Origin of the sequence: Pseudomonas sp. MWU16-30317 (genome assembly GCF_020515695.1) — a bacterium.
In the GTDB taxonomy this organism is placed as follows: Bacteria; Pseudomonadota; Gammaproteobacteria; order Pseudomonadales; family Pseudomonadaceae; genus Aquipseudomonas.
In genome coordinates this window covers 255,631-281,734 of the sequence record NZ_JAIWJA010000002.1, presented here as the reverse complement: position 1 = coordinate 281,734, position 26,104 = coordinate 255,631, and the positions used below count along the sequence as shown (strand labels likewise).

General features: G+C 60.7%; 24 protein-coding genes. 8 read left to right on the top strand and 16 right to left on the bottom strand.

Annotation, left to right across the window (positions count from 1 at the left end; genetic code table 11):
- Nucleotides 1–21 precede the first annotated feature (21 nt).
- Nucleotides 22–798: a TPM domain-containing protein gene (locus LIX93_RS06005; RefSeq protein WP_226503101.1), complete on the bottom strand. Its 777-nt coding sequence runs from the start codon at nucleotides 796–798 to the stop codon at nucleotides 22–24.
- Nucleotides 795–1,406 carry a LemA family protein gene (locus LIX93_RS06000; RefSeq protein WP_226503100.1) on the bottom strand — a complete coding sequence of 204 codons (612 nt, stop codon included), beginning with the start codon at nucleotides 1,404–1,406 and terminating at the stop codon, nucleotides 795–797. Before LIX93_RS06000 ends, LIX93_RS06005 begins: the two co-directional genes overlap by 4 nt.
- A gap of 212 nt (nucleotides 1,407–1,618) precedes the next feature.
- Here LIX93_RS06000 and LIX93_RS29655 point away from each other — a divergent pair, with 212 nt between their 5' ends.
- Nucleotides 1,619–2,932: a PAS domain-containing methyl-accepting chemotaxis protein gene (locus LIX93_RS29655; RefSeq protein ID WP_226503099.1), complete on the top strand. Its 1,314-nt coding sequence runs from the start codon at nucleotides 1,619–1,621 to the stop codon at nucleotides 2,930–2,932.
- Nucleotides 2,933–3,047: 115 nt separating this feature from the next.
- Here the strand turns inward: LIX93_RS29655 and LIX93_RS05990 are convergent, their stop codons facing one another.
- Entirely contained in the window at nucleotides 3,048–5,165 is a 2,118-nt protein-coding gene (locus LIX93_RS05990) for a glycosyl hydrolase family 28-related protein (protein ID WP_226503098.1), read from the bottom strand.
- A gap of 276 nt (nucleotides 5,166–5,441) precedes the next feature.
- On the opposite strand from LIX93_RS05990, the gene LIX93_RS05985 reads away from it, so the two are divergent.
- A complete protein-coding gene (locus LIX93_RS05985) occupies nucleotides 5,442–6,632 on the top strand; it encodes an MFS transporter (RefSeq protein ID WP_226503097.1) in 1,191 nt (396 codons plus the stop codon).
- 56 nt (nucleotides 6,633–6,688) lie between these two features.
- Here the strand turns inward: LIX93_RS05985 and hemB are convergent, their stop codons facing one another.
- The 10 genes from hemB to hmpA all read right to left on the bottom strand — a co-directional run bounded on the left by hemB (nucleotide 6,689) and on the right by hmpA (nucleotide 18,140).
- Nucleotides 6,689–7,663 carry a porphobilinogen synthase gene (hemB, locus tag LIX93_RS05980; RefSeq protein ID WP_226503096.1) on the bottom strand — a complete coding sequence of 325 codons (975 nt, stop codon included), beginning with the start codon at nucleotides 7,661–7,663 and terminating at the stop codon, nucleotides 6,689–6,691.
- 18 nt (nucleotides 7,664–7,681) lie between these two features.
- Nucleotides 7,682–8,836 (bottom strand): cyclopropane fatty acyl phospholipid synthase, encoded by a 1,155-nt coding sequence (cfa, locus tag LIX93_RS05975; RefSeq protein ID WP_226503095.1) that lies wholly within the window; start codon nucleotides 8,834–8,836, stop codon nucleotides 7,682–7,684.
- A gap of 421 nt (nucleotides 8,837–9,257) precedes the next feature.
- Nucleotides 9,258–10,466, bottom strand: a complete 1,209-nt coding sequence (gene alaC, locus LIX93_RS05970) for an alanine transaminase (protein ID WP_226503094.1) — start codon at nucleotides 10,464–10,466, stop codon at nucleotides 9,258–9,260.
- Nucleotides 10,467–10,923: 457 nt separating this feature from the next.
- Complete coding sequence (gene cyoE, locus LIX93_RS05965; RefSeq protein ID WP_226503093.1) at nucleotides 10,924–11,799, bottom strand: heme o synthase; 876 nt, start codon at nucleotides 11,797–11,799, stop codon at nucleotides 10,924–10,926.
- 9 nt (nucleotides 11,800–11,808) lie between these two features.
- Nucleotides 11,809–12,141, bottom strand: a complete 333-nt coding sequence (cyoD, locus tag LIX93_RS05960; RefSeq protein WP_226503092.1) for a cytochrome o ubiquinol oxidase subunit IV — start codon at nucleotides 12,139–12,141, stop codon at nucleotides 11,809–11,811.
- Nucleotides 12,141–12,770 (bottom strand): cytochrome o ubiquinol oxidase subunit III, encoded by a 630-nt coding sequence (cyoC, locus tag LIX93_RS05955; RefSeq protein ID WP_226503091.1) that lies wholly within the window; start codon nucleotides 12,768–12,770, stop codon nucleotides 12,141–12,143. The genes cyoD and cyoC overlap by 1 nt, the downstream gene beginning before the upstream one ends.
- Before the next feature lie 3 nt (nucleotides 12,771–12,773).
- A complete protein-coding gene (gene cyoB, locus LIX93_RS05950; RefSeq protein ID WP_226503090.1) occupies nucleotides 12,774–14,789 on the bottom strand; it encodes a cytochrome o ubiquinol oxidase subunit I in 2,016 nt (671 codons plus the stop codon).
- Between the two features lie 3 nt (nucleotides 14,790–14,792).
- Nucleotides 14,793–15,731 (bottom strand): ubiquinol oxidase subunit II, encoded by a 939-nt coding sequence (gene cyoA / locus LIX93_RS05945; RefSeq protein WP_226503089.1) that lies wholly within the window; start codon nucleotides 15,729–15,731, stop codon nucleotides 14,793–14,795.
- A 564-nt stretch (nucleotides 15,732–16,295) separates the two neighbouring features.
- Nucleotides 16,296–16,802 (bottom strand): disulfide bond formation protein B, encoded by a 507-nt coding sequence (locus LIX93_RS05940; RefSeq protein WP_226503088.1) that lies wholly within the window; start codon nucleotides 16,800–16,802, stop codon nucleotides 16,296–16,298.
- A 165-nt stretch (nucleotides 16,803–16,967) separates the two neighbouring features.
- Nucleotides 16,968–18,140 carry an NO-inducible flavohemoprotein gene (gene hmpA / locus LIX93_RS05935; RefSeq protein ID WP_226503087.1) on the bottom strand — a complete coding sequence of 391 codons (1,173 nt, stop codon included), beginning with the start codon at nucleotides 18,138–18,140 and terminating at the stop codon, nucleotides 16,968–16,970.
- A gap of 158 nt (nucleotides 18,141–18,298) precedes the next feature.
- Between hmpA and norR the strand changes: the two genes are divergently transcribed.
- The 3 genes from norR to LIX93_RS05920 all read left to right on the top strand — a co-directional run bounded on the left by norR (nucleotide 18,299) and on the right by LIX93_RS05920 (nucleotide 21,318).
- Entirely contained in the window at nucleotides 18,299–19,861 is a 1,563-nt protein-coding gene (gene norR, locus LIX93_RS05930; RefSeq protein WP_226503086.1) for a nitric oxide reductase transcriptional regulator NorR, read from the top strand.
- 81 nt (nucleotides 19,862–19,942) lie between these two features.
- Nucleotides 19,943–20,842: a chemotaxis protein gene (locus LIX93_RS05925; RefSeq protein WP_226503085.1), complete on the top strand. Its 900-nt coding sequence runs from the start codon at nucleotides 19,943–19,945 to the stop codon at nucleotides 20,840–20,842.
- An 8-nt stretch (nucleotides 20,843–20,850) separates the two neighbouring features.
- Nucleotides 20,851–21,318 carry a GNAT family N-acetyltransferase gene (locus LIX93_RS05920; RefSeq protein WP_226503084.1) on the top strand — a complete coding sequence of 156 codons (468 nt, stop codon included), beginning with the start codon at nucleotides 20,851–20,853 and terminating at the stop codon, nucleotides 21,316–21,318.
- A gap of 8 nt (nucleotides 21,319–21,326) precedes the next feature.
- On the opposite strand, the gene LIX93_RS05915 is transcribed toward LIX93_RS05920, so the two are convergent.
- Nucleotides 21,327–21,623, bottom strand: coding sequence for a hypothetical protein (locus LIX93_RS05915; RefSeq protein ID WP_226503083.1), 297 nt, complete (start codon nucleotides 21,621–21,623; stop codon nucleotides 21,327–21,329).
- Between the two features lie 175 nt (nucleotides 21,624–21,798).
- Between LIX93_RS05915 and LIX93_RS05910 the strand changes: the two genes are divergently transcribed.
- Entirely contained in the window at nucleotides 21,799–22,479 is a 681-nt protein-coding gene (locus LIX93_RS05910) for a hypothetical protein (protein ID WP_226503082.1), read from the top strand.
- Nucleotides 22,480–22,830: 351 nt separating this feature from the next.
- Nucleotides 22,831–24,345, top strand: coding sequence for a diguanylate cyclase (locus LIX93_RS05905; RefSeq protein WP_226503081.1), 1,515 nt, complete (start codon nucleotides 22,831–22,833; stop codon nucleotides 24,343–24,345).
- A gap of 85 nt (nucleotides 24,346–24,430) precedes the next feature.
- Here LIX93_RS05905 and LIX93_RS05900 read toward each other — a convergent pair whose 3' ends face one another.
- Nucleotides 24,431–24,886 (bottom strand): PA2169 family four-helix-bundle protein, encoded by a 456-nt coding sequence (locus tag LIX93_RS05900; protein ID WP_226503080.1) that lies wholly within the window; start codon nucleotides 24,884–24,886, stop codon nucleotides 24,431–24,433.
- Between the two features lie 206 nt (nucleotides 24,887–25,092).
- Here LIX93_RS05900 and LIX93_RS05895 point away from each other — a divergent pair, with 206 nt between their 5' ends.
- Complete coding sequence (locus tag LIX93_RS05895) at nucleotides 25,093–25,332, top strand: DUF3820 family protein (protein WP_226503079.1); 240 nt, start codon at nucleotides 25,093–25,095, stop codon at nucleotides 25,330–25,332.
- Between the two features lie 91 nt (nucleotides 25,333–25,423).
- Here LIX93_RS05895 and LIX93_RS05890 read toward each other — a convergent pair whose 3' ends face one another.
- Entirely contained in the window at nucleotides 25,424–26,092 is a 669-nt protein-coding gene (locus LIX93_RS05890) for a bifunctional 4-hydroxy-2-oxoglutarate aldolase/2-dehydro-3-deoxy-phosphogluconate aldolase (protein ID WP_226503078.1), read from the bottom strand.
- Nucleotides 26,093–26,104: the final 12 nt, after the last annotated feature.

Genomic DNA, 26,104 nt, shown 5'->3' with positions numbered 1-26,104 from the left:
GTCAGACTCGTTGTCATTCGTTTACCAGCCACCGGAAGCTCCACCGCCGCCGAAGCTGCCGCCGCCCCCACCAAAACCACCGCCGCCACCGCCACCTGCGCCAAAGCCGCCGCCCGAGGAACCACCGCCGCCCAGCACGCTGCCCAGTATCGCGCCGTTCAGCACCGAGCGACCGCCACCTCCACGGCCACGGCCACCGCCTCCACCACCGCGCACAACCAGCACCACGACCACGATGAGGAACAGAAATAGCGGCCACGGCAATTGCTCGCGGCCGTGTTCACTGGCCGCACGCTGCTGCGGCTGCGCCAGAGGATCGCCCCCGAGTACCTGCAACATAGCGGCCGCGCCTGCCTGAATGCCGGCGCTGAAATTGCCTTGTTTGAAGGCCGGCAACATGACGCTGTTGATGATGATCGAGGACTGCGCGTCGGTGAGGCGACCTTCAAGGCCGTATCCCACCTCGATACGCACCCGCCGTTCGTCCTTGGCCACCAGCAGCAGCGCACCGTTGTCCTTGCCCTTTTGGCCTATGCCCCAGGCGCGCCCGAGCTGGTAGCCGTAATCCTCGATGGTGCTGCCTTGCAGGTCCGGCACCGTGACCACCACCAGTTGCTCGCCGCTGGCCTGTTCATGAGCCTCGAGCATCTGGCTGATCTGCGTCCGCGCCCCAGCATCGAGCATGCCGGCCTGATCCACTACCCGCCCACTCAGGGTCGGAAAGGTCAGGGCCTGGGCGATATTCACCAAGCCCCACAGCATCAGCGTCAGGCACAGCCTCGCCAGCGATGGCCTCATTGAAACTTCACGGCGGGCGCTTCGTTGGCATTGGCCGCGGTGGCCTTGAAGTTCTCGCGTACCTGCATGTCGCGGTACATCGTCATCTGCCAGAGCTTGCCGGGGAAGGTACGGATTTCGGTGTTGTACTTCTCGACGGCAGCGATGAAGTCACGCCGCGCCACCGCGATACGGTTTTCGGTGCCCTCGAGCTGCGATTGCAACGCCAGGAAGTTCTGGTTGGACTTGAGGTCAGGATAGCGCTCGGACACCACCATCAAGCGGCTCAGTGCACCACTGAGTTGCTGCTGAGCCTGGTCGAACTGCTGCACCTTGGCCGGATCGTTGATGGTGCTCGCATCGATCTGGATCGACGTCGCCTTGGCCCGCGCCTCGATCACCTTGGTCAAGGTGTCCTGCTCCTGCTTCGCATAGCCCTTGACGGTTTCCACCAGATTGGGGATCAGGTCGGCACGTCGCTGGTACTGGTTTTCGACCTGCGCCCAGGCCGCTTTGACCTGTTCGTCGTACTGGGGAATGTTATTGATGCCACAGCCGCTCAGCAAGCTGGTGATGACCAGCAGTGCCAGCAGCCGGGTGCGAGACAGGGTATTTGCGATGATGTCCATGATGACGTGTCGTTCCTTGCGAGATAGGTGGCCAAGCCATTGGGCGGTTCTGTTGAAGACTAGCCGTTGCACTGGCAAAACCACTGCTAAGCTCAATAGCGGGTATGGGCAATGAGCCAGTACCCGTCAATCGGGAAAACTGTCTGGTAAATCAAAAAACGCTGGATCGCGTCGATAAACCTTATTAACTGTTTCCTACATCTGGTATCGCCATGTTCAATACTCGTTCCAAACAGGAGTTGGCGGCGTTGCGCGCCGAGGTCAGCCTGCTGCGGCAGGTGCAAGAAGCGATGGACCAGGAGATGATCGCGCTGAGTATCGACGCGCAGTTTCGCATCACCCATATCAACCAGAAATTCACCCAGGCCATGCAGCACACCGAGTCGACATTGCTGGGACGCTCGCTGGACGAGATCGTTCCGGAGTACGTCAAGAAACTCGATTGCTACCGCAACCTCAAGGCGGCGGTCGCTCGCGGCAACTCCATCGGCGATCTCTACCGGCTGCTGCGCGCCGATGGCACCGAGGCTTGGCTGCGGGCGTTCTGGAATCCGCTCAAGGATGAGCAGGGTAATGTCTTTCGCGTCGACTGCGTGGCCACCGACGTGACCACCACGGTGGTCATCGCCAAGGAAAACGAAGGGCTGATCAATGCGCTGCTGCGCTCCACCGCCGTCATCGAGTTCAACCTGCAAGGCGAGGTACTGACTGCCAACGATCGCTTCCTGCAGGCCATGGGTTATCGCCTGGAGCAGATCAAAGGCAAGCACCACAGCATGTTCTGCGATCCGCAAGAAGCCAACTCGGCTGAATATCGCGAATTCTGGGCCACGCTCAACCGCGGCACTTTTATTGCCGATCGTTTCAAGCGCATCGACGCCAGCGGCCGTACGGTATGGCTAGAAGCCTCTTACAACCCGGTGCATGACACCAGCGACAAGCTCTACAAAGTGGTCAAGTTCGCGACCCTGGTGACCGATCAGGTCAACCGCGAGCATGAGGTCAACGAGGCGGCCAGCATCGCGTTCAGTACCTCGCAGCAGACCGATGTGAGTGCCCAACGCGGTGCCAGCGTGGTCCAGGAAACCGTCAATACCATGCACAAGATCGCCGAAGAGATGGAGTCTGCCTCCCAGGGCATCGAGGCGCTGGGCAAGCAGTCGCTGCTGATCAGCTCGATCGTGCAGACCATCGGCGGCATCGCCCAGCAGACCAACCTGCTGGCCCTCAACGCGGCGATCGAGGCGGCGCGCGCGGGCGAACAGGGCCGCGGTTTTGCCGTGGTGGCGGATGAAGTGCGGCAACTGGCCGGGCGCACCAGCACGGCCACGGAAGAGATCATTACGGTGGTGCAACAGAACCAGAAGCTGGCCGAGGAAGCCGTGCGCGGCATGGCCAACAGCCGCACCCAGGCCGAGCAAGGCTTGAACCTGGCCAACCAGGCGGGTGACGTGATCGTCGAGATACAGGATGGCGCCAAGCGGGTGGTCAGTGCGGTGGGGCAGTTTGCCAGTCAGTTGCGCTGATTACTGGCGGATTGATAGTGCTGTCGAGGGCCCTTGCGCGAGCACGCTTTGCTCCAGGTGCAAGACCGCAGGAGCAAAGTGTGCTCGCGAAGAGGCCAGCAGCATCAGCGCCGCGTCAGCTGAGTGCCTCTTGATGACCGGCCACGCCGATCACCGTGATCGGCGCCACCGTGCCATCGTCCAATCCAGGGCTCTGGTAAGGCTCGGAGGTCACCACCGAACTGCTCTGGTTGGAAAAGATGACGTTGTTCATCGTCAGATCATTGAGGTGGTTACCACTGAGCAATATCTCGAAATGCTGGCCATCAGGGCCCGACGGCTCGAGTGACTTGAGTGCAGTCTTGTCCCCCGCCGCACTGAGCACCACCTTGAGGGTGCCGTTGTAACCATTGCCCAGACCACTGAACCCCAGCGCCGAGACGTCGATCAGGTCGTTGTCCTGTTCGTTGAAGTCGGTGATGGTTTCGCGCAGCGCCGTGCCCCCCGCACCGTCGGAACGGGTGCTGTCGTGCACATTGGTGAACACGAAAGTGTCGGCACCCGCGCCACCGGTGAGCACATCGGCGCCTGCGCCGCCGTTGAGCCGATCGTCCCCTACAGCGCCATCGAGCACGTCCTTGCCGGCATTGCCCAGCAAGGTCTCGGCGCCGGCCGTACCGGTGAGAACGTCGCGGCCCGAGGTCCCGCTGATCTCGTGCTGGAAGTTATCATCGGTCAGGCTGCCACGGTAATCACCCTTGAGCACCAGCTCGAAGCGGTTGCCCTGCGCGTCCTCCTCGAAGCTCTTCAGGTAGGTGACGTCCTTGGCAGCATTGTACGACAGGTACAGGGTGCCGTTCTGACCGTCACCCAGGCCGCTGATATTGATGTCGGCGAGGTCGAGTTTGTCGTGGGCGGCATCGAAATCGGTGATGCGATCCGCGAAGGATTTGCTCGCCGTGCGGTAACTGTCCTCCAGTGAGGTGAAACGGAAGATATCATTGCCGGTGCCCCCGGAGAGCGTGTCGACCCCGCCACCGCCGACCAGGGTGTCGTCGTTGGCGCCACCGCTGAGCACGTCATTGCCAGCCTGGCCAAACATGGTGTCGCGGGTGATGCCGCCGGTAATGGCGTTGCCGTCGCTGGTACCGAAGGTGAAGATCTGCGAGGGGTTCTTCGCCGAGTCGCTGTGCTCGCCGTACACCTGGGCGCCACCCTCGATCATGTTGCTGATGATGTTCTGATTGACGAAATTGTAGTCGCCAGCGCCCTGGGCTTCGAGCACGCCATAGGTGGAGTGCTCGCCGCCGGTGATGATGTTGGTACCGACGGTGTTGAACTCGGACGCCGGCGTCGCCGATTTGCCAGTGACACCGCTGGCTGCGCCTAGAATCTGCACTTCGGCCGAGCTGCCATTCTGGGCGTTATCGTAGATGTGGTTGTAGGACACGTCGCCGAACGAACTGGCCTCCAGGGACACGCCCGCATCGCCGTTGTCATGGATATCGGCGCCGCTGATGGAGAACAGTTCCGCCGCGCTGGCGGTCACGCCATCGGCATGGTTGCCATAGATCACCCCGCCTTCGACTGACAGCGCACTGCGAGCGCCGCTGGTGCCCTCTTGCAGGAACACGCCGCTGCCGCCGTTGCGGTAGGCGTCACTGTCGATCAGGCGTACGTCGCCACCCAGGTTGTAGCCATTGCCGCCATTGGCGTAGGCGCTGTTGTGGCTGAAGGTGCTGTTGCTGAGGTAATCGGCCACCAGGCCATCACCGGCGTTGTTGTGCACGCTGCTGTGGCTGAGGGTGACCTGGCTGTTCTTGCCCTGCAGATCGAGGCCGGCGCCGCCGAAGTTCTGCGCCTCGATGCTGTCCAACTGCACCTGGGTAGCGCTGCCGTTGAGCCAGCCTGTGGCGACAGCGGCGGTATGCGCGGTGTTGCCATCCAGGGTCAACCGGCTGGCCCCGACATCGTGGCTGCTGTTGCCGGCCTTGATCAGGCTGGTGACGGCCGCACTGGCGCCATCGGCCAGCTTCAGCGTGGTGGCACCGATACCGTCGCCTTGCAGGGTGACGTTGCTTTTCAGGGTCAGGCAACTGCCGGCCGTGGCGCTGAGGATATAAGTGCCGGCATCGAGGTGCACGGTCCCTCCCCCGGCTGCGGCGGCATTGATGGCTTTTTGCAGCGCGGCGGTATCGTCGCTGCTACCGTTACCTGTCGCGCCGAAATCGGCGGCATTGAACACTGTGGTCATGAGTTCTCCAGAACCTGCGAGTGACTCCTTGATCGACAACCGGTGCACTGCTGCGCAGCACACGCCAGACCGGCGAACAGACTGCGAGAGAATGTGACAGTGTGGGCGAACTGAGAGGTTTTTCCAGATTTGAACTCGCGACCCGACGAAACGCCAACTGGCTGTCGCGCAAGATTCTCTGTGACAATGGGGCCTCTTCGCCCATGACTTGTGCGAACCTTGGCGACACCACACCGGTCACACCCTGAAATCAAGCCCTTGAGACAGAGCCTTCCAATGACGGATAAAACGCCCCACGCACAGCGCGACTTTCTGCTGGTAGCCGTAGCCTTTTTCATCACCATGATGGGCACTACCCTGCCGACTCCCCTCTATGCGCTGTACCAGCAGCAACTGGGCTTCGATGCCATCTGGCTGACGTTGATCTTCTCGGTGTACGCCGCCGGGGTGATCGCTGCGCTAGTGCTGGTCGGCAGCTGGTCGGACCAGATCGGCCGCCGTCCGCTGTTGCTGGCGGGTCTGCTGATGGCGGCGATCAGCGCGGTGATCTTCCTCACCACCCACTCGGTCGGCGGCATGCTGGCGGGCCGGTTGTTTTCCGGTTTCAGCGCCGGGATCATGACCGGCACCGCGACCGTGGCGGTGGTCGAGTCGGCGCCCACGGCGTGGCGCAGCCAGGCGACCTTGATGGCCACTGCCGCCAACATGTTCGGCCTGGGCTTCGGCCCGTTGCTGGCGGGGTTTACCTCGCAATACCTGCCATGGCCGACCACCCTTGTCTTCGGTTTGCACCTGGGCCTGCTGGTGCTGGCGGCGGCAGGTATCGCCGTGGCGCGCGAAACGGTGCAGCGGCCCGAGCAGGTGCGCCTGGGGATCATGCGCCCCAGCATCACGCCGGCGGTGCGCGCGTTGTTCATTCCGGCAGCGATCGCCGGGCTGGCCGGTTTCAGCGTTGCCGGGGTAGTCACCAGCCTGGTGCCATCGATCATGCGCCAATTGATGGGCCAGCAAGGGGGCCTGGTGATCGGCGCCGTGTGCTGCCTGTTCTTCGTCGCTTCTATCGGCGGTCAGGCGGCGCTGAAATGGATCGCCCCCAAGCAGCAGATGACCGTCGGGTGCTGCGGCTTGATCGCTGGCGTGCTGGCGCTGGGCGCGAGCATCCACACCCATCAGATGGGCCTGTTGCTGTTAGGCGGCTGCCTGTCCGGTGCCGGTCAGGGCATGGTGTTCAAAGCCGGGATGGGCGCAGTGATGGCGGCCTGCCCGCCGCAGCAGAAGGCAGCGGTGACCTCGGCGTTGTTCATCGTGTTCTATTTCTCGATGTCGCTGCCGGTGATTGCCTTGGGATTCAGCATCGCGCCGTTCGGCTTGAGCCTGGCGGGTGAGGTGTTCAGCGTGATCATCGCCGCAGTAGCCGTGCTGGCGATGGTGAGCATGGGGTATGCACGGCGCGCGAGTGCCGCCTGAGCGTATTCGCCTGCCTCTGTGGGAACGAGCTCGCTCCCACAGGGGCATTGCGTGGATCAAATCCCGTCGCGGGCGATGTCCATGGCGAAGTAGGTGAAGATCAGATCGGCGCCCGCACGCTTGATCGCGCCCAGGCTTTCGCGCATCACGCGCGCCTCGTCGATGGCACCGGCCTGCGCGCCGAACTTGATCATCGCGTACTCGCCACTCACCTGATACGCCGCCAGGGGCAAGCGTGAGGCTTCGCGGATGTCGCGAATGATGTCCAGATAGGCACCGGCCGGTTTGACCATGATCGCATCGGCACCTTCCTGCTCGTCCAGCAGCGACTCGCGCACCGCTTCACGGCGGTTCATCGGGTTCATCTGGTAGGTCTTGCGGTCACCGGTCAGTGCCGTGCCACCGGCTTCACGGAACGGGCCGTACAGCGCCGAGGCGAACTTGGTGGAATAGGCCATGATCGAGGTCTGGCTGAAGCCCGCTGCGTCCAGGGCACTGCGGATCGCCTGCACCTGGCCATCCATCGCCGCCGATGGCGCAATGAAATCCGCGCCCGCCTGAGCGGCCACCACGGCCTGGCGGCCAAGGTTGATCAGCGTCGCGTCGTTGTCGACTTCATGACCGTGCAGCACGCCGCAGTGGCCGTGAGAGGTGTACTCGCAGAAGCAGGTATCGGACATGACCACCATCTGCGGAGCGGTGTCCTTGATGATGCGCGACATGCGCGCCACCAGGCCGTTGTCGTTCCAGGTGTCGCTGCCGGTCTCGTCGAGATGGTGCGAAACGCCGAAGGTCATGACCGAGCGGATACCCGCGCGGGCGTAGCGTTCGATCTCGCTGGCCAGCTTCGACTCGGGGATGCGATTGACCCCGGGCATGGTCTTGATCGGGACGAAATCGTCGATGCCTTCCTCGACGAAAATCGGTAGCACCAGGTCATCCAGGCTGAACTCCGCCTCCTGGAACATCGACCTCAAGTGCTCGTTGCGCCGCAGACGACGTGGACGTGTCGCGGGGAAATAACTGGACATCGGGAATTCCTTGATTGATCAAACGACGCGCTCATAGCCGCCGAGTACGCCTTTTTTCGACAGTACCCATTGCCAGAGCTGTATATCACGGGCTCGAAAAGCCCCGGCGCACGACAGCAGATAATAACGCCACATGCGATAGAAACGCTCGCCCATGACTTGCGAGAAGCGTGGCCAGGCCGCTTCGAAGTTCTCGCACCAGGCCATCAGTGTCTTATCGTAGTCGGCGCCGAAGTTGTGCATGTCTTCGGCCACGAACAGTCCATCGATGGAATCGCCGATCTGACCGATGGACGGCAAGTCGCCGTTGGGGAAGATGTATTTATCGATCCAGCGATCGGTGGAGCTGTTGCGCTGGTTCTTGCCGATGGTGTGCAGCAGGAACAGGCCGTCGTCCTTGAGGCAACGATGGGCCATTTCCATGTAGGTGCGGTGATTCTTGCGGCCGACGTGCTCGAACATGCCGACGCTGACGATGTGATCGAACTGCTCGTCGACTTCACGGTAATCCTGCAGGCGAAACTCCAGCGGCAGGTCCGGGTATTGACGCTTGGCCCAGTCGCACTGCTCCTTGGAGATGGTCACACCTACGCACTCGACACCATAGTGCTCGGCTGCGTAAGACATGAAACTGCCCCAGCCACAGCCGATATCCAGCACGCGCTGGCCAGGTTGCAGGTTCAGTTTGCGACAGATCAGGTCGAGCTTGGCGTTCTGCGCTTCGGTCAGGTCCTTGGCGTCGCGCCAGTAACCGCAGGTGTAGGCCATGCGCGGGTCGAGCATGCTTTCGTAGAAGTCATTGCCTAGATCGTAATGCTGCTCCCCCACCTGAAAGGCGCGGCTGCGGCTTTGCAGGTTGACCAACTTGGCACGCACCGCATGGAACAACAGCGCCGCCGGGTTGACCAGGTCCGCTACCCCAGAGCGCAACAGACGCGCAAAGAACTCATCGAGTTGCTCGGCATCCCAGTCGCCGTTCATGTAGGCCTCGCCCAGGCCGAGGTTGCCCTCGGCGAGCGCGCGCTCGGGAACTTTGGGGTCCTTGATCTGCATGTCCCATGGGGCGCGTCCATCCACGCTCAGGCCAGCTTTGGACAGCAGATCTTGGGTAAACCGCAACGCACTGGTGCTGCGGGTAGAAGAAGCGGGTGAACCAGAAAGCTTGGTGTGCATAGCGATCCCCTGTTCTTTGCATTCGATCTAGTAATGCGCGAGTCGTACGTCCAAAAATTTAGAACTCACGCAAAAAGCAAAAGTGCCGTCCACAGCATAGCCCCCGGCGCCCGTGAGGCAATGGCAGTGGCGATGCGGGGCGACTTTATGACGCACTTTCATGGATATTTTCATCATCAGCTAATCACTCGAGCTTAGGCCCGAATGCGCGCAGTTAAAAATACCCATTTGGGAAAAGTTATTTTCCGGATCGGTAATAATCCAGTAGCAAGTATATGCAGCGTAGCCCAGAACCGGGTTTCCCGGAAAATACCGTGTTGTACGGTGATGGCTGGAACCTGATCACTACGCTGAGCCACCATGCGCAACACTTTCACCTGTGGGAGCGGGCTCTGCACGCGCCCACAGGGACCGCGCAGTATCAGACTCTGGCCTTGTCATCCGCCCGGAACATCTGCCGAATCCCGCGCACTGCCTGCCGGATCCGGTCCTGGTTCTCGATCAGCGCGAAGCGCACATGATCGTCGCCGTAGTCGCCAAAGCCGATACCCGGCGACACGCAGACCTTGGCTTCGGCCAGCAGCTTCTTGGCGAACTCCAGCGAGCCCAGATGCGCATACGCCTCGGGGATCTTGGCCCACACGTACATCGACGCCTTGGGGTTCTCGACCATCCAGCCCAGTTCGTGCAGGCCCTTGACCAGCACGTTGCGGCGCTGGCGATACTGCTCGGCGATGTCCAGCACGCACTGCTGATCGCCTTCCAACGCGGCGATGGCGGCGACCTGCAACGGCGTGAAGGTGCCGTAGTCGTGGTAGCTTTTGATCCGCGCCAGGGCGTTGACCAGTTCCGCGTTGCCGACCATGAAGCCAATCCGCCAGCCGGCCATGTTGTAGCTCTTGGACAGGGTGAAGAACTCGACCGCGATGTCCTTGGCGCCCGGCACCTGCATGATCGAAGGGGCTTTCCAGCCGTCGTAGACGATGTCGGCGTAAGCGAGGTCGTGCACCACCAGCACGTCGTAGCGCTTGGCCAGGGCCACCACGCGCTCGAAGAAATCCAGTTCCACGCATTGCGCGGTCGGGTTGGACGGGAAGCCCAGAATCATCATCTTCGGCTTGGGGATGGACTCGCGAATCGCCCTCTCCAGCTCGTTGAAGAAATCCACCCCTGGCACCAGTGGCACCGAGCGCACCTGGGCGCCGGCAATCACGGCACCGTAGATGTGAATCGGGTAGCTGGGGTTGGGCACCAGGACGGTGTCGCCTTGGTCCAGGGTGGCCAGCATCAGGTGCGCCAGGCCTTCCTTGGAGCCGATGGTAACGATGGCTTCGTCTTCAGGGTCGATCTCGACGTCGTAGCGATCCTTGTACCACCGCGAGATTGCCCGGCGCAGGCGCGGGATACCGCGAGAGGTGGAGTAACCGTGGGTGTCTTCGCGCTGGGCGACGCTGCAGAGTTTTTCGACGATGTGCGGCGGCGTCGGCCCGTCGGGGTTGCCCATGCTCAAGTCGATGATGTCTTCGCCACGACGACGCGCGGCCATCTTCAGCTCGGCAGTGATATTGAAAACATAGGGGGGGAGACGATCTATGCGCGCAAAGCGGCGCGGCGAACGATGTTCGGCCATGACTTCCTCGAAACGTAAGCGCCCGGAACCGTCCGAGCGACGTCGGCCACTGCGGTGGCCACGGCAGGGAAGATAATGGCCCTGGGTTGGGGTTGTCCAGTGTTTTTCATTGGGCGGGGGGGCTGGGTCGGTGTGGGCCTGCTTGCGCTCCAGCCTGTGCGGCGGCCCTCCAGCAGGCCGCGTTCCGTCAGCTGAACAGAGGGCTTGCCGGCATGGATGCCGGCAAAGCCTCGTTGCGCCATAGATGGCGCGTCGAGGCGTGCCTTCTGTTCAGCTGACGGAACGCGGGCACCCCGAGCCTAGGCGAGGGGCCAATGGCAGGCCGCTGCGCAGGCTGGAGCGTAAGCAGGCCCAAACCCGAATCCCGCAAAAACAAAAACGCCCCGAAACCTTGAGGCCCGGGGCGTTTCGTATGGCAGTAGGCTAACGCCTGGCACCTACGCGTAAAACAATACGCTTAGGTAAGCAGCACCGTCGGGATCTTGAAGTCCACGGACATCATGATGCTCAGCGCCGTGATGGTGAAGATCGAGAACACGAACAGCTTGCGCGCCCACTTCACGTCATCTGAGGTCTTGTAGCCGGTCCAGGCCATGTACAGCCAGTACATGCCCATCGCCGCTGCCACTGCCATGTAACTCATGCCGGCATAGCCGCCAAGGGTCAACATCAGCGTAGCGACCAGAAACGCCGCGATGTAGTACAGGATGTGCCGCTTGGCGACTTCGATACCACGCTTGACCGGCAGCACCGGAATGGACGCTGCCAGGTAATCGTTGAAGCGAAAGATCGCGATTGCGTACGAGTGCGGCATCTGCCACAGGCTGAACATCACCAGCAGGGTCAGCGCGGCCAGGTCGAAGTGATTGCTCACCGCGACATAGCCGATGACCGGTGGCATGGCCCCGGAGAGGCTGCCCACCAGCGTGCCGTGAACCGACTTGCGCTTCAGGTAGAGGCTGTAGAAACCGACGTAGATGATGAAACCGATCAGGCCGAACAGCGAGGCCAGCGGGTTGGCCAGCTCGCAGAGCATGCCCAGCCCGGCGACACCCAGCACCGTGGCGTAGGTCAGGGCGACTTTCAGAGAAATCTCGCCCTGGACCAACGCGCGGTTCTTGGTGCGCTCCATCTTCACGTCGATGTCGCGGTCGATGCAATTGTTGAATGCACAGCCCGACGCCACCACCAACGAAGTACCAATCACTGTAGCGAGGAACAGCCAGAGATTGACCGTTCCTTGCGAGGCCAGGAAAAAGCCGCCTGCCACAGAAAGCACGTTACCGAAAATGATCCCCGGTTTGGTGATTTGGATAAAGTGCTTAATGGACATGCGCCTGCCTCACTTCGCCATCATGAAGTGATGAATGCTGAACATGATCCACAGCGACAAGCCGACCAGGAACGCAATGATCAATGCCGAGAACACGAATGCAATCACGTTCCAGCGCTGTTCGGAGCTGCGGTCAAGGTGCAGGAAGTACACCAGGTGCACCAGGACCTGAACCACGGCGGTAACCAGGACGACCAGCAGGGTCATGTCCTTGGGCAGCGCGTGGGTCATGACTGCGGCGAACGGAATCGCGGTCAGGATCACCGACAGGATGAAACCGATCAGGTACGACTTGTGGCTACCGTGGCTGCTGCCGGCGGAAGTGGTATGTGCGTTAGCCATTACAGGGTCCCCAGCAGGTAGACAACGGTGAATACGCAGATCCAGACCACGTCCAGGAAGTGCCAGAACAAGCTCAGGCAGCTCATGCGCGTCTGATTGGTAGGCGTCAGGCCGTACTTGCGTACTTGCAGCATGACCACGGCCATCCACAACAGACCGCTGGTCACGTGCACACCGTGGGTGCCGACCAGGGTGAAGAACCCGGTCAGGAAGCCACTGCGATCCGGGCCGAAACCTTCTTCGATCAGCTTGTGGAATTCATTGATTTCCATGCCGATGAAGACCAGACCGAACAGGAACGTGATGAACAGCCACAGCAGCACTTTGCCCTTGTCACCCTTGTACATCGCCAGCATCGAGAAGCCGAAGGTGATGGAGCTCAACAGCAGCGCTGCGGTTTCGACCAGCACATAAGGCAGTTCGAAGATGTCGGCGCCCGAAGGCCCGCCAGCAACGTTGTTTACCAGGACTGCGTACGCGGCAAAGATCGACGCGAACAGGATGCAGTCCGTCATCAGGTAGATCCAGAAGCCGAAGACCGTCATGGCCCCGGCGTCGTGATGATCATCGTGGCCATGATCGTGACCATGGCCGTCGGCGACAGCGCCGTGAATTGCTGTATTGGACATTATTTAAGCCTTCTCCACCGTGGAGTTCAGACGGCCATGAGCGGCACTGGCGGCAGCCAGCGACTTCATGTGTTCGCCCTCGATGCGTGCTATTACGTCAACCGGCACGTAGTAGTCGATATCGTTGTCGTAGCTGCGGATGATCACACCGGCAATCATGCCGACCAGACCGATGATCGCTGCCCACCAGATGTGCCAGATGAGTGCGAAACCCATTACCAGGCTGAACGCACCGATCAGTACACCCATGCCGGTGTTGCGTGGCATGTGGATCGGCTTGTAGGTCGCGGCCTTTTCGGTCGCCTGGGAGCGCTCTTTCATGCCCCAGTAAGCGTCCAGGTCGGAAACGGCTGGTACTTCAGCGAAGTTGTAGAACGGCGGTGGCGACGAAGTCGACCATTCCAGCGTACGGCCATCCCATGGATCGCCCGTGGTGTCCAGGTTCTTGTGACGGTCGCGAATCGACACGTACAGTTGCAGCAGCTGGAAGAAGATACCTGCAGCGACGAACAGTGCACCGACCCAGGCAGCCAGCAGCCACGGCGTCCATTCTGGGTTATCGGTGTGGTTCAGGCGACGGGTCATGCCCATGAAGCCCAGCACGTACAGCGGCATGAACGCCAGGTAGAAACCGACGATCCAGCACCAGAAGGAGTACTTGCCCAGACGCTCGTTCAGCTTGAAGCCGAAGGCTTTCGGGAACCAGAACGAGAAACCGGCCAGGTAACCGAACACGGCACCACCGATGATCACGTTGTGGAAGTGCGCAATCAGGAACAGGCTGTTGTGCAGTACGAAGTCAGCACCAGGAACGGCTAGCAATACGCCGGTCATACCACCGATACTGAAGGTCACGATGAAGCCGATCGTCCACAGCATCGGAGTGGTGAACTCGATGCGACCACGGTACATGGTGAACAGCCAGGTGAAGATTTTCACACCCGTCGGGATCGCGATCACCATTGTCATGATGCCAAAGAAGGCGTTGACGTTGGCCCCCGAACCCATGGTGAAAAAGTGGTGCAGCCAGACGATGAACGACAGCACGGTAATGGCGATGGTCGCATAGACCAGCGATACGTAGCCGAACAGGCGTTTCTTGGCGAACGTCGAGGTGACCTCGGAGAAGACACCAAACGCTGGCAGGATCAGGATGTACACCTCAGGGTGACCCCATGCCCAGAACAGGTTGACGTACATCATCGGGTTCCCACCAAGTTCATTGGTGAAGAAGTGGAAGCCCAGGTAACGGTCGGCGGTCAGCAACAGCAGTGTCGCAGTCAGGATCGGGAACGAAGCGGCGATCAGGACAGCGGTGCACAGGCAGTTCCAGGTGAACACCGGCATTTTCATCAGGGTCATGCCAGGCGCACGCATCTTCAGGATGGTGACGATGAAGTTCACCCCTGTCAGCAATGTACCCAGGCCTGATATCTGCAGTGCCCAGATGTAGTAGTCAACGCCTACGCCCGGACTGTATTGCAGCCCCGCCAGCGGTGGATAGGCCACCCAGCCGGTCTTGGCGAATTCGCCGACACCCAGGGAGATGTTGACCAGCAGCACCGCAGCCACGAACAGCCAGAAGCTGACGGAGTTGAGGAACGGGAAGGCCACGTCGCGTGCGCCGATCTGCAACGGCACCACGATGTTCATCAGACCGATCATGAATGGCATGGCCATGAAGATGATCATGATCACACCGTGAGCGGTGAAGATCTGGTCGTAGTGTTCCGGCGGCAAGAAGCCGGTGGAGCCGCCCGTGGCGACCGCCAACTGGGAACGCATCATGATGGCGTCGGCAAAACCACGCAGCAACATGACCACGGCCACGACGATGTACATCACGCCGATACGTTTGTGGTCGACAGTGGTCAACCACTCGGTCCACAGATAACCCCACTTCTTGAAGTAGGTGATTGCTGATACGAGGCCCAGGCCCAATATGGCGACGACCGCAAGGGTCACCATCACAATCGGCTCGTGGAACGGTATCGCCTCCAGACTTAATTTACCGAACATCTTTTACTCCTTCGCCCCAGCAGCTGAATTCGCGCCCATGTCCATCCCTTCCATACTGCCACCGGCTTCGTGCTCGGAGTGCAGACCTTTACCTGGGTTCATACCTTCGTACTTGTCGAGGATGGTCTGAAACAGGTTCGGTGCAAACGAGCTGTACTCGACGGCAGGATTGTTTTCACTTGGTTTGGCCATTTCAGCGTATTCAGCCGTATCAAGCTGTTTAGGTGCTGCCTTGACTTTACTGACCCACGCATCGAAATCAGCCTGGGAGGTCGCTTCTGCTTTGAACTTCATACCGGTGAAACCGGCACCGCTGTAGTTGGCGGAGATACCGTCAAACACACCGTTTTCGTTAGCTATCAGGTGCAGCTGGGTCTGCATGCCGGCCATCGCGTAGATCTGGCCGCCGAGTGCCGGGATGAAGAACGAGTTCATCACCGAGTCGGACGTGATACGGAAATTGACCGGTGTATTGGCCGGGAACACCACTTTGTTGACCGTGGCGATGCCTTGTTCCGGATAGATGAACATCCACTTCCAGTCCAGCGCTACAACCTGGATGGTGATGGGCTTGTTCTCGGAAACCAGTGGCTTGTACGGATCAAGGCGGTGAGTGGATTCATAGGTCACCCAGCCGAGCGCGATAATGATCAGCAGCGGGATGCCCCACACTGTCAGTTCGATCTTGGTGGAGTGGGCCCACTCGGGCTGATAATCGGCATCCTTGTTGGACGCGCGGTACTTCCACGCGAACATGAAGCACATGACGATCACCGGAACCACCACCAGCAACATCAAGGCGAAGGCGATGAAGATCAGGTTACGTTCGTCGATGCCGACCTGCCCTTTCGGATCCAGCAGGGTCCAGTTGCACCCGCTGAGAAAAAGCATGCCGAAAAAGGGCAATATGCCAAACAGTCTGGGGTAACGCTTTTTGCTCATCTCACGACCTCTAAAGCAGCTTGCTTCAATGCAATTGTGTTGTGATCGCCAACACTTCGTCCTGCCAAGCGTCAGCATTTATCGGTATCGAAAACGGGCATGCCTCTAGATCAGCTGCTGTTGGCAGACCAGTGTAGTACGGTGTTCTATTATTGTGGCTTCGTCGGCATTACGCCTTCAACGGACCCGATCCATCGGGTGCAGGACATCCTGAAGGGACCTTCTACACGACACCGCGAAGCTGGATGCCCGAGGCTCTGAACAGCGCGTGTGCGCGTGATTCGGAGGGTTTTCAGACGGTACCGCAAGGCGGAAAGTGCCGCGATTGTAGTGAGGTAACCCCTCAATGAATACGGTTTAGTTAGCAACAGTTACTTCCGAATTATGCAACAATCGGCCGTAATTTCAAGTCCTTGCGACACGATGTCGCACCCTGACAGATCCGCTGATACGCCCGAAATATCTGGGCTGCAGGCGAATGAACCAGAATAAATCGTCATTCGCCGCGACGAAACCGCGCAGGCGACAATTTGTATCGGCCTGCAAGTATGAATCTGAAGCGAGCTAGGCGTTCCGACGATTTCTGTAAACGCACAGCGGCACCAGCACAGCGGTCAGCACGAAAGCCGTCAAAGCCCACTGCGCAAGCGACAAACCCAGCACCGGCGGGTACGGCGTAGTGCAGAAGCCAGACACTTGGAAGACCATTGGCCACCAGTTCGCCATAGGCAAGCCATCGACGATTGGTTGCAGCACATCGATGCCGCAGCTATCCGACGGATGGGCGAGCACCCACGCGTGATTGCCGGCAGCGGCGATCCCGCCCAAGGCACTCAAGACCACCAGCCCCTCGAAAAAGGTCATCGATTTGCGCCCCGGCATGGCGGCGGCGATGAAGGCGAAAATGGCGATCAGCAGCAAGGCATAGCGTTGCAGGATGCACAGGGGGCAAGGGGCCTCTTGCAATACCACCTGCATGTACAGCGCGCCGCCGATCAGCGCCAGACAGATGATCCCCAGCAGCACCAGATAACGCCGCTCGCGGACCAGCCGCACATTGATGTCACTCATGGGTTTTCCTTTGTTCGCCAGTTCGAATCGACCTGCGGCCGCATTTGAGGGCCGCAGATGAAAAGTGGGCGCAAGTCTACGCCCCTGCAGCGCCAGCGAGTAAAGGGTAAATCGATTAATGCACGATTAACTCTGTGCAAATGTTACAGGGGCTTGATTTCGCTTTTATTGATCCAGCGCACTGGCCGGGCCGAAAAACTCGTACCGACACTGCTGCGAAGGCACGCCGCTGGCGATCAACAATCTGCGCACCGCCGACATAAAGGGCTTGGGCCCGAGAAAGTAGGCATCCACGTCACGCGAAAGCGGCAGCCAGCGCTCCAACAGGCTGGCATCAAGACGGCCGAGGGCATCGGCGCCCGCCCCTTCTTCGTAGCAGTAAAAACGCTTGAGCTGCGGATATTGCATGGCCAGCGCATCGACCTGCGTCCTGAACCCGTGGGCTGCGTGATTGCGCGCGCAATGGATGAAATGCACGGCACGCCCTGTTGGCAGCGCAGCCTCGAGCATCGCCAGGGTGGCGGTAATACCGACGCCGCCGCTGATCAGTACCAAGGGTTTGTCACTGTCTGTGAGGGTGAACTCACCGGCAGGGGCGAACAGGTCCAGGGGGGCGCCGATGGCCAATCGGTCGTGCAGGTAGTTGGATACCTTGCCGCCCGGTTCACGCTTGACGCTGATGCGGTAATGCCCGTGGCTGGCCAGCGCCGAGAGCGAGTAGTTGCGCCGATGCTCCTGACCATCGATAGAGAGCCGCAGGCCGATGTATTGCCCAGGCGCAGCAAGCAGAATCGCCTGGCCATCGACGGGTTCGAAATACAGCGAAGTGATCTCTGCGCTTTCCACAACCTTGCGGCTCAGGCGGAATGCCCGTGCGCCACGCCAGCCGCCTTCGGCTTGCTCATTTTGCTGATATCGCACCTCTTCGGCACCGATCAGAATCTCGGCCAACTGCCCATAGGCCGCGCCCCAGGCCTCAATGACCGCAGCGGTGGCGATCTCTTTGCCCAAAACCTCCTCGATGGATTGCAGTAGACAGGCGCCAACCAGCGGATAGTGCTCTGGCAGGATCTGCAGCGACACATGCTTGTTGATGATGCGCCCCACCAGATCGCCGAGGGCGTCCAACTGATCGATGTGCTTGGCGTACATCAACACCCCGTTGGCCAACGCGCGAGGTTGCGCGCCATCGGCCTGGTGCGCCTGATTGAACAGTGGACGCAGCTCGGGGTGCTTGTTCAGCAGCAGTTGGTAGAAATGCGTGGTCAGGGCCTCGCCGCCGGTTTCCAGCAAGGGGACAGTGGCTTTGACGATGGCGCGGTGTTCTAGGCTCAGCATAGAAAGCTCCTGGAGCCGTGGGGCTCACGATGAATGTCTGCCAAAGACATTCCACTTTTCATGCCATATAAATTATCCATATAAATCAATAGCTTGATAATTATGAAGTCATAATGACTCGCAATCGAGTAGAGTCATATCGACTACGCGAGGTCTTTATGACTGCAAAACCCCTGCTGACCGCCCTTCTCCCTCTGGTCGAGGATCTCTCCCGAGAGCTGCCCGAGACAGAACGTTATCGTCGCTTGCTGGACGCACTGCGGGCCCTGCTGCCCTGCGACGCTGCCGCACTGCTGCGCCTTGAAGGCCAGTGGCTGATCCCACTGGCGGTCGACGGCCTGAGTACCGACACCCTGGGCCGACGCTTCAAGGTCGACGAACATCCACGCTTCCAGCAACTGCTGGCAAGTCCCGCGCCCACGCGCTTCGACAGCCGCAGCCCGCTGCCCGACCCTTATGACGGGCTAGTGGACGGCCTGCACGAGCAACTGCATGTACACGATTGCATGGGTTGCCCGCTGATGATCGATGAGCGACCTTGGGGCTTGCTGACCCTGGACGCCCTCGACCCACACCGCTTCGACCACCTGGAGCCCGGCGCCCTGCAAGCCTTCGCCAGCCTCGCCGCTGCCACCGTCACGGTGGCCGAGCGTATCCAGCATCTGGCGCGGCGCGCCGAAGACGAGCACCACCGCGCTGAGATCTACCGCCAGGCCAGCGGCCAGCAACACCAGCCAATGATCGGCCAGAGCCCCGCCCTCCGACGCCTGCAGGAAGAGATCGAACTGGTCAGCCACAGCGACCTGACGGTACTCGTCACCGGGGAAACGGGGGTGGGCAAGGAGCTGGTCGCGCAAGCCATTCACCGCGCCTCGTCACGCGCCCGCTCACCACTGGTGAGCATCAATTGTGCGGCCCTGCCGGAAAACCTGGTCGAGAGCGAGCTGTTCGGCCATGTGCGCGGCGCCTTTACCGGCGCGCAAGCCGACCGCCGGGGCAAATTCGAACTGGCGGATGGCGGCACCCTGTTCCTCGACGAGGTCGGTGAATTGCCGCTCACCGTCCAGGCCAAACTGTTGCGCGTGCTGCAAAGCGGCCAGCTGCAGCGGCTGGGTTCCGACAAGGATCAAAGAGTAGATGTGCGCGTGATCGCGGCCACCAACCGCAACCTCGCCGAAGAAGTGCGCGCGGGACGCTACCGCGCCGATTTCTATCACCGTTTGAGCGTATTCCCGCTGCACATTCCGCCGTTGCGCGAGCGTGAGCGCGACGTGTTGCTGCTCAGCGGCTACTTTCTGGAGCTCAACCGCTCGCGCTTGGGCCTCGACGGGTTACACCTGGAGGCGGACGCCCAGTCCGCCCTGCTGGCCTATACTTGGCCCGGCAATGTGCGGGAACTGGAGCACCTGATCGGCCGTAGCGCACTCAAGGCCTGGGGGCGACGGGCGGGCTCCCGGTTGCTAGGCTTGAGTGCCCGGGACCTGGATATCGAACAGGGAGTGGACATGCCAATGGCTGCACATCAGTCGCCCAGCCCAGGTACGCCGCCTCTACCGTTCTCCCCGGACGGCGACCTGCGCCGGGCCACCGACAGCTTTCAACGCCAGATGATCGAAGCGTGCCTGACCCGACACGACCACAATTGGGCCAGCGCCGCCAGGGAGCTCGGCATGGACCGCGCTAACCTCAATCGCATGGCCAGACGCCTGTCATTGAAATGACCGCAGACAAAACGCTAAAGCCTGCCGCCCTCAGGTCGATAACCCCAACAATGCTCCCCCCACACGACTCAGAAGGTTCTTATGTCGTCCCCCAAAGCCCGCGCGGATTCGTTGTCGCTGTTGCTGTTCACCCTGCGCAGCGGCAAATTGATGGCGATCAACCTGCTCAAAGTCAGCGAGATCATCCCCTGCCCACCGCTGACTCGCCTGCCGGAATCGCACCCCAACGTCAAAGGCGTCGCCACGCTGCGCGGTACCTCGCTGTCGGTAATCGACCTCAGCCGCGCCATCGGCGAAATGCCCCTGCTCGACCCGGCCGGTGGCTGCCTGATTGTCACGGATGTGAGCCGCTCCAAGCAGGGCCTGCACGTGCAAGCCGTGAGCAAGATCGTCCACTGCCTGACCACCGACATTCGCCCGCCGCCCTTTGGCTCGGGCAACAAGTCCTATATCACTGGCGTGACTCGAGTCGATAACGTGTTGGTGCAGGTGCTGGACATCGAAAAAGTCATCCACGGCATTTCTCCGATGAAGGTCGAGGCTGTGGCCACCGGCCTGAGTGCGCAAGATGCCGAGATGCTCTCCACGGCTAACATCCTGGTGGTCGACGACAGCCAGGTAGCGTTACAGCAATCGGTACTGACGCTGCGCACACTGGGCCTGTCCTGCCACACCGCCCGCAGTGCCAAGGAAGCCATCGAGCAACTGCTGGATCTGCAAGGCACCGCCCAGCAGATCAACATCCTGGTGTCGGACATCGAGATGTCCGAGATGGACGGCTATGCCCTGACCCGCAGCCTGCGCGAGACGCCGGACTTCCAGGACCTGTACGTGCTGCTGCACACCTCGCTGGACAGCGCCATGAACAGCGAGAAGGCCAAGGCCGCCGGTGCCAACGCGGTATTGACCAAATTCTCCTCGCCAGAGCTGACCCATTGCCTGATTCGCGCGGCACGGGCGGTCAACGGCCTGCCGGACTGACGCACTGCATGGCGGCCGATCATTGCCTGTTGCTGCGCATGCCGCTGCAGCAGGCGACGCCCTCCCCCCTCTGGCCGCCCGAGGTAACGCTGCGCCTGTTCGACGCCGCTGACGCCGCACCTGCCTACGCCCTGTTACGCGAAGCCAATGCCGACGACCTGCTTGACTGGCCCACCTGGCAGCAGCAGTGGCGCAGCAATGCCGAGTACGATCCTGCCTTGTGCCTGCTGGTCATGGACAACCACGGCCTGATCGCGCTGGTGCAGGGCTGGACCAGCGGCTATCTCAAGGACCTGGTGGTGCATCCGCGGGCGCGGCGCCGGGGGCTCGCCCGCGCATTGCTCGCCTGGGCGATGCAAACCTATCGCCAACGCGGCGAAGCTTCGATGGACCTGCGGGTGCGCGAAGACAACCATCCGGCGCGCCGGCTGTATGAGCACATGGGCCTGCACTGCCTGCGACGCGAATCCTGTTGATAGCGCGCTCAAGCTTGTACGAACAAGTACAGAAACGACAATGCAGTCAGTGACAGCTCGCTCTCCGTTGCGATGAACATCGCCAGCACACCGATCACCGTGCTGCTCGAAGACAGCCAGTACATCCACCGGTAGCGCCACACATGCGTCAAGCCGATGACCACAGCCATGAAGGGCAGCAGCCAGGCTCCGGACGCAGGCCCCCAAGGCGCAAGATAAAGCCCTAGACTCCCTCCACCGAGCAGCAGGACAGGCAGCAGGAACATTGAAAAAGATAGAGAATTGTTGTTTTTCTGGGCACCCACCAAGACTACCTCTTGCGTCCGTAGATCGACTCGGTGTTAAGTCTCGTGGCTGCTATTGGCAAGATCTATTGGATAATTCCGAGTTGGTTGTAGGAATACTCCGTTAATTCACATTAAACGTTTCAGTAGTGGCCGCTTCATAGGCGCCCATACTCCGCGTCAGGCACCGAGTCATATGCGTAAGTCTTCAATCCTTGTTGTAGTGGTCGCGGGCCTGGGCCTGGCTCTGTATTTCGCCCTGCAGTCACCGCGCAGCGATAAAACCGTGGGCCAGGACGCCCTTCACGTGCGCGTCATCACCCTGACCCTGCAGGACGTCCCGCGCATGCTCGGCGGCCTGGGCACCGTTCACTCGCTGCATGGCGCCACTGGCACCACTCCTGTGGCCGCCGAGTTTGCCCTGCCTGAAAATACCCTGCCCGTCTTGCAGAACCTGATACAGGACACCGAAAATCCGCCGGTATTGGCCTACGCGAACAGCCAGTCGCCTTCGCTGCTGGCCGAGGGACGCCTGACGCTGATCGACAACGAAGCCCCCTCGGCCACCGTGCGGGTCAAGGCCGAGTTTGAAAATGCCCGGCAGACACTGCACGCCGGCGATGCAATCAACTTGCAGGTGCAGACCGGCTGGTTGCGCCAGGTGCTGGCGGTCCCGGCCGATGTGGTGCGCCACGACGGCGGGCAGGATGCGGTCTACCGCCTGGAAGGCGACACCGTGGCTTCGGTACCCGTCAAGGTGACGTATCGCACGGTCATGCTGGAAGTCATCGAAGGCGTGCAGCAAGGTGACCAATTGGTGGTCGATGGGCCGACCGCGCTCAAGCCCGGGACTCGCGTGCAAGTGGTCGCGCAATAGTAAAATCCTGAAGACATCGACTCGATTCCGGCACCGATGTGCCCCGTTGGATATTTCCAGCGCTTCGATAATTGCTGCCACTTGATTTGATCTGGCAAATAAACATCGATTCGCCCTGGCGCGTCACCGAGATAAACCAAGGAAAACAAAAGAGAATATCGATAAAAGTTTTATTTCAGTATTGCCCTCCACCACGCGCCGTACTTCCAACTCCGTTTCGATCACTTGTGACTACTCGGTCACGCCCCTAGAATACGGCCGCTCCCGACGTCACACGGCGATTGGGCCTCGCCGCCGCTCAGGAATCACGCTCCTGAACGCCGTCTCACTGACCGAGCCAGATTCACTGCCATGATCGAACGGACTCACCGCAGACGCGATCTACCCGAACGAGCGTTGATTCTTGGCTGCGTGCTGGCGATGGCGGCGATCATCGCCTTGGTGACCTTCATGCTCGTGCGCGAGCACAGCAGCGCCAAGCTGGCAGCCATTCGCGCCTCCAGCAACGTGGTGCAACTGATCGACACCGAAGTGCAGCGCAACATCGATCTCTACGATGCCTCGCTGCAGGGGCTCATCGAAACCTCGCAAAACCCTGACTTCGGCGCCATCCCCACCCGCCTGCAGCGCAGCATGCTGTTCGGCAAAGCGACCGGTGCGCCCTTGCGCGGCGACCTGCTGTGGATCGATGCGCAAGGCAACATCGTCGCCGACTCGCTGGCAGACCCGCCGCGCAAGGCCAATTTCGCCGGCTGGCCGGAGTTCCGTGCCCACCGGGAACACGTCGACAGCGGCCTCATCGTCAGCCGGCCCTTCCTGGACCAGATCGGCACCTTGGGCTGGTGCATCAGCCTCAGCCGGCGCATCACATCGCCTTCGGGGCAATTTCTCGGTGTGGCGTCCGGCGCCCTGCGCCTGGACTACTTCAACAATCTGTTCAAAAGCCTGAACATCGGTTCGGACAGCAGCGTCAGCCTGATGAGCGACGAGGGCTTCATGCTCGCCCGCGAGCCGCTCTCCATGGGCGACGCCGTGGCAGGCGCCGACTATAGTCATCGGGGCAACTTCCTGGAGATAATGGCAGGGGGTACTTCGGGCAGCTTTGTGGCGGTGTCTGGCAACGATAATAAAGCGCGTCTCTATACGTTCGGGCGCGTCGGCAAACTGCCGATGATCGTCGTGGTCGCGGTGTCTGCCGAGGTGGTGTATGGCGCCTGGCGCCGCACCGCAGTGCTGGTCTGCACCGCTACCGGCGGGCTGTGCCTGGGCATTCTGTGGCTGGGCGCCCTGCTGCGCCGGGAACTGAAAAAACGCCAACGCGCCGAGCGCAAGCTCGCCACCCTGGCCGCCACCGACAGCCTGACGGGCCTGGCTAACCGCCGACAGCTGGACCTAACGCTTAATCGCGAATGGCTACGCGCCCTGCGCACCCACAAACCGCTGTCGGTACTGATGATCGACGTCGACCACTTCAAGGCCTTCAACGAACGTCATGGCCATCAAGGCGGCGATGACGCCTTGCGTGCAGTGGCCAACACCCTGCGTCACTGCACCCACCGGCCTGCGGACCTGGCGGCACGATATGGCGGCGAGGAGTTTGTGGTGGTACTGGCCGAAACCCCTTTGGAGGGCGCTCGCACCATTGCCGAAACCATCCGCCTGGCCGTCGAGCAGCAAAGCGTGCTGGGCAGCCCGCGGCTATCGGTAACGGTCAGTATCGGCGTGGGCTCCACGACCCTTGAAGGCGTGGATTCATTGGCAGCGCTGCTGGCCGAAGCCGACGCGGCCCTGTACCGGGCCAAGCGCAACGGCCGCAATCAGGTCGCCTGCGCCCGGTCCCCGGTCTTCGAACTATCGCCCTCCTGAGCATCAAAGGCCGATAGCACACGCAAAAAAACGCCGGCAACAGCCGGCGTCAAAGGGGATGACACACGCATTAACTCATTGCAAATCAGCTGGCGCGGGCGATATTACGCAGCGCTTTGACCTGATCGTGATTACGCTGCACACCACCGAACTGACGTTCGACGATGGCATAGATATTCGCTGGCAGTGGTTGAGCCAGGGCTTCCTTGTAGGCGGCCTTGGCATGGTCTTCACCACGCTCGGCTTCGTTAAGCACGGCTTCTTCGCTCTTGCCGGTGACCAGAGATTTCAAGTCGACCCAACGGCGATGCAGATCAGCGCTTACGCTGGTGGAATCTTCAGGCTCGCCGCCCAGTGCAATGACTTCCTGCTGCAGTTCGCCAGCCGAGACACCGCACTCCTGGGAGCGCTTGATGAACAGGGCTTTCAATTCAGGGTTCTTGATATCTTCAGCACAAGTCTTGAACCCTTCCTGACCGTCTTTGCAGGTTTCGATCAGATTGTTCAGTACTTTTACGACGTCTTTGGCTTGATCGTTCATATTCAGTAACTCCAACTGTTTAAGGGTTAACCTGAATAGAGCAGGGTTCGTGCCAGACTCTCTATAAATATAAAAACGTTTATAATCAACAGGTTGAGAATAGGTGAACTTTATCGAATCTGTCGTTATGCATGAAGCGTCTATTGGCCCTCATGCAAAATGCCTGTATTTTCAAAATTCCATACTCTTTATTGCTGCGCTTGATAATGAATCCTGAAAAACTTGAACTGCTGGTCACTCGACAGATGCCGTTCGGCAAATACAAGGGCCGAATCATTGCCGATCTGCCAGGGCCTTACCTTAACTGGTTCGCGCGTGAAGGCTTCCCCTCAGGCGAGCTGGGTGGACTGTTGGCGCTGATGCAGGAAATCGATCACAACGGCTTGGGGGAGCTGCTGGCCCCGTTGCGGGCCAAGCATGGCCTGCCACCAGCGCGGGAGTATTGAGAGCGGCGGCCGGGTTTTCGCAGGCAAAAAAAAGGTGCGCCGACCGAGCGCACCACAAATAGCCGTCAAGCCATGCAACAAAACTTTGGAATCAGTCCAGCAGCGCGAGCGCCTCGGCACTGGCTTCCTGGACCCGAGCCCAGTCGCCGTTCTTGATCCAGGCGCTGTCGAGCATCCAGCTGCCGCCCACGCACATCACATTGGGCTGGCTCATGTAGCTCTTGATGTTGGCCGGGCCCACGCCGCCGGTCGGGCAGAAACGCACGCCTACGAATGGGCCACCCAGGGCCTTGAGTGCGGCGACACCGCCGCTGACTTCCGCCGGGAACAACTTGAAGCGTCGGTAGCCCAGGGCATAGCCGAGCATGATGTCGGAGGCGCTGGAGGTGCCCGCCAACAACGGCAGGTCGCTTTCGAGGCCCACTTGCAGGATGTCCTGGGTCACGCCTGGCGTGACCACGAACTGCGCGCCAGCGGCCTCGACCGCCGCATACATCTCGCGGCTCAGCACCGTACCGGCGCCGATCGACAATTCAGGGCGTTGCTCGCGCAGAATCTTGATGGCCTTGAGGCCCAGCTCGGAGCGCAACGTCACCTCGAGGGTGCGCAGACCACCGGCGGCCAGGGCATCGGCCATGGGCAGGATGTCCTGCTCACGGTTGATCGTGATCACCGGCAGGATGCGGGCTTGCGCGCAGATCGCGTCGATGCGGGCGATCTTGTCGGCCATGCGGCTTTGTTGTTGTGCGGGCGTCGTCATAGCGGCGGGTCC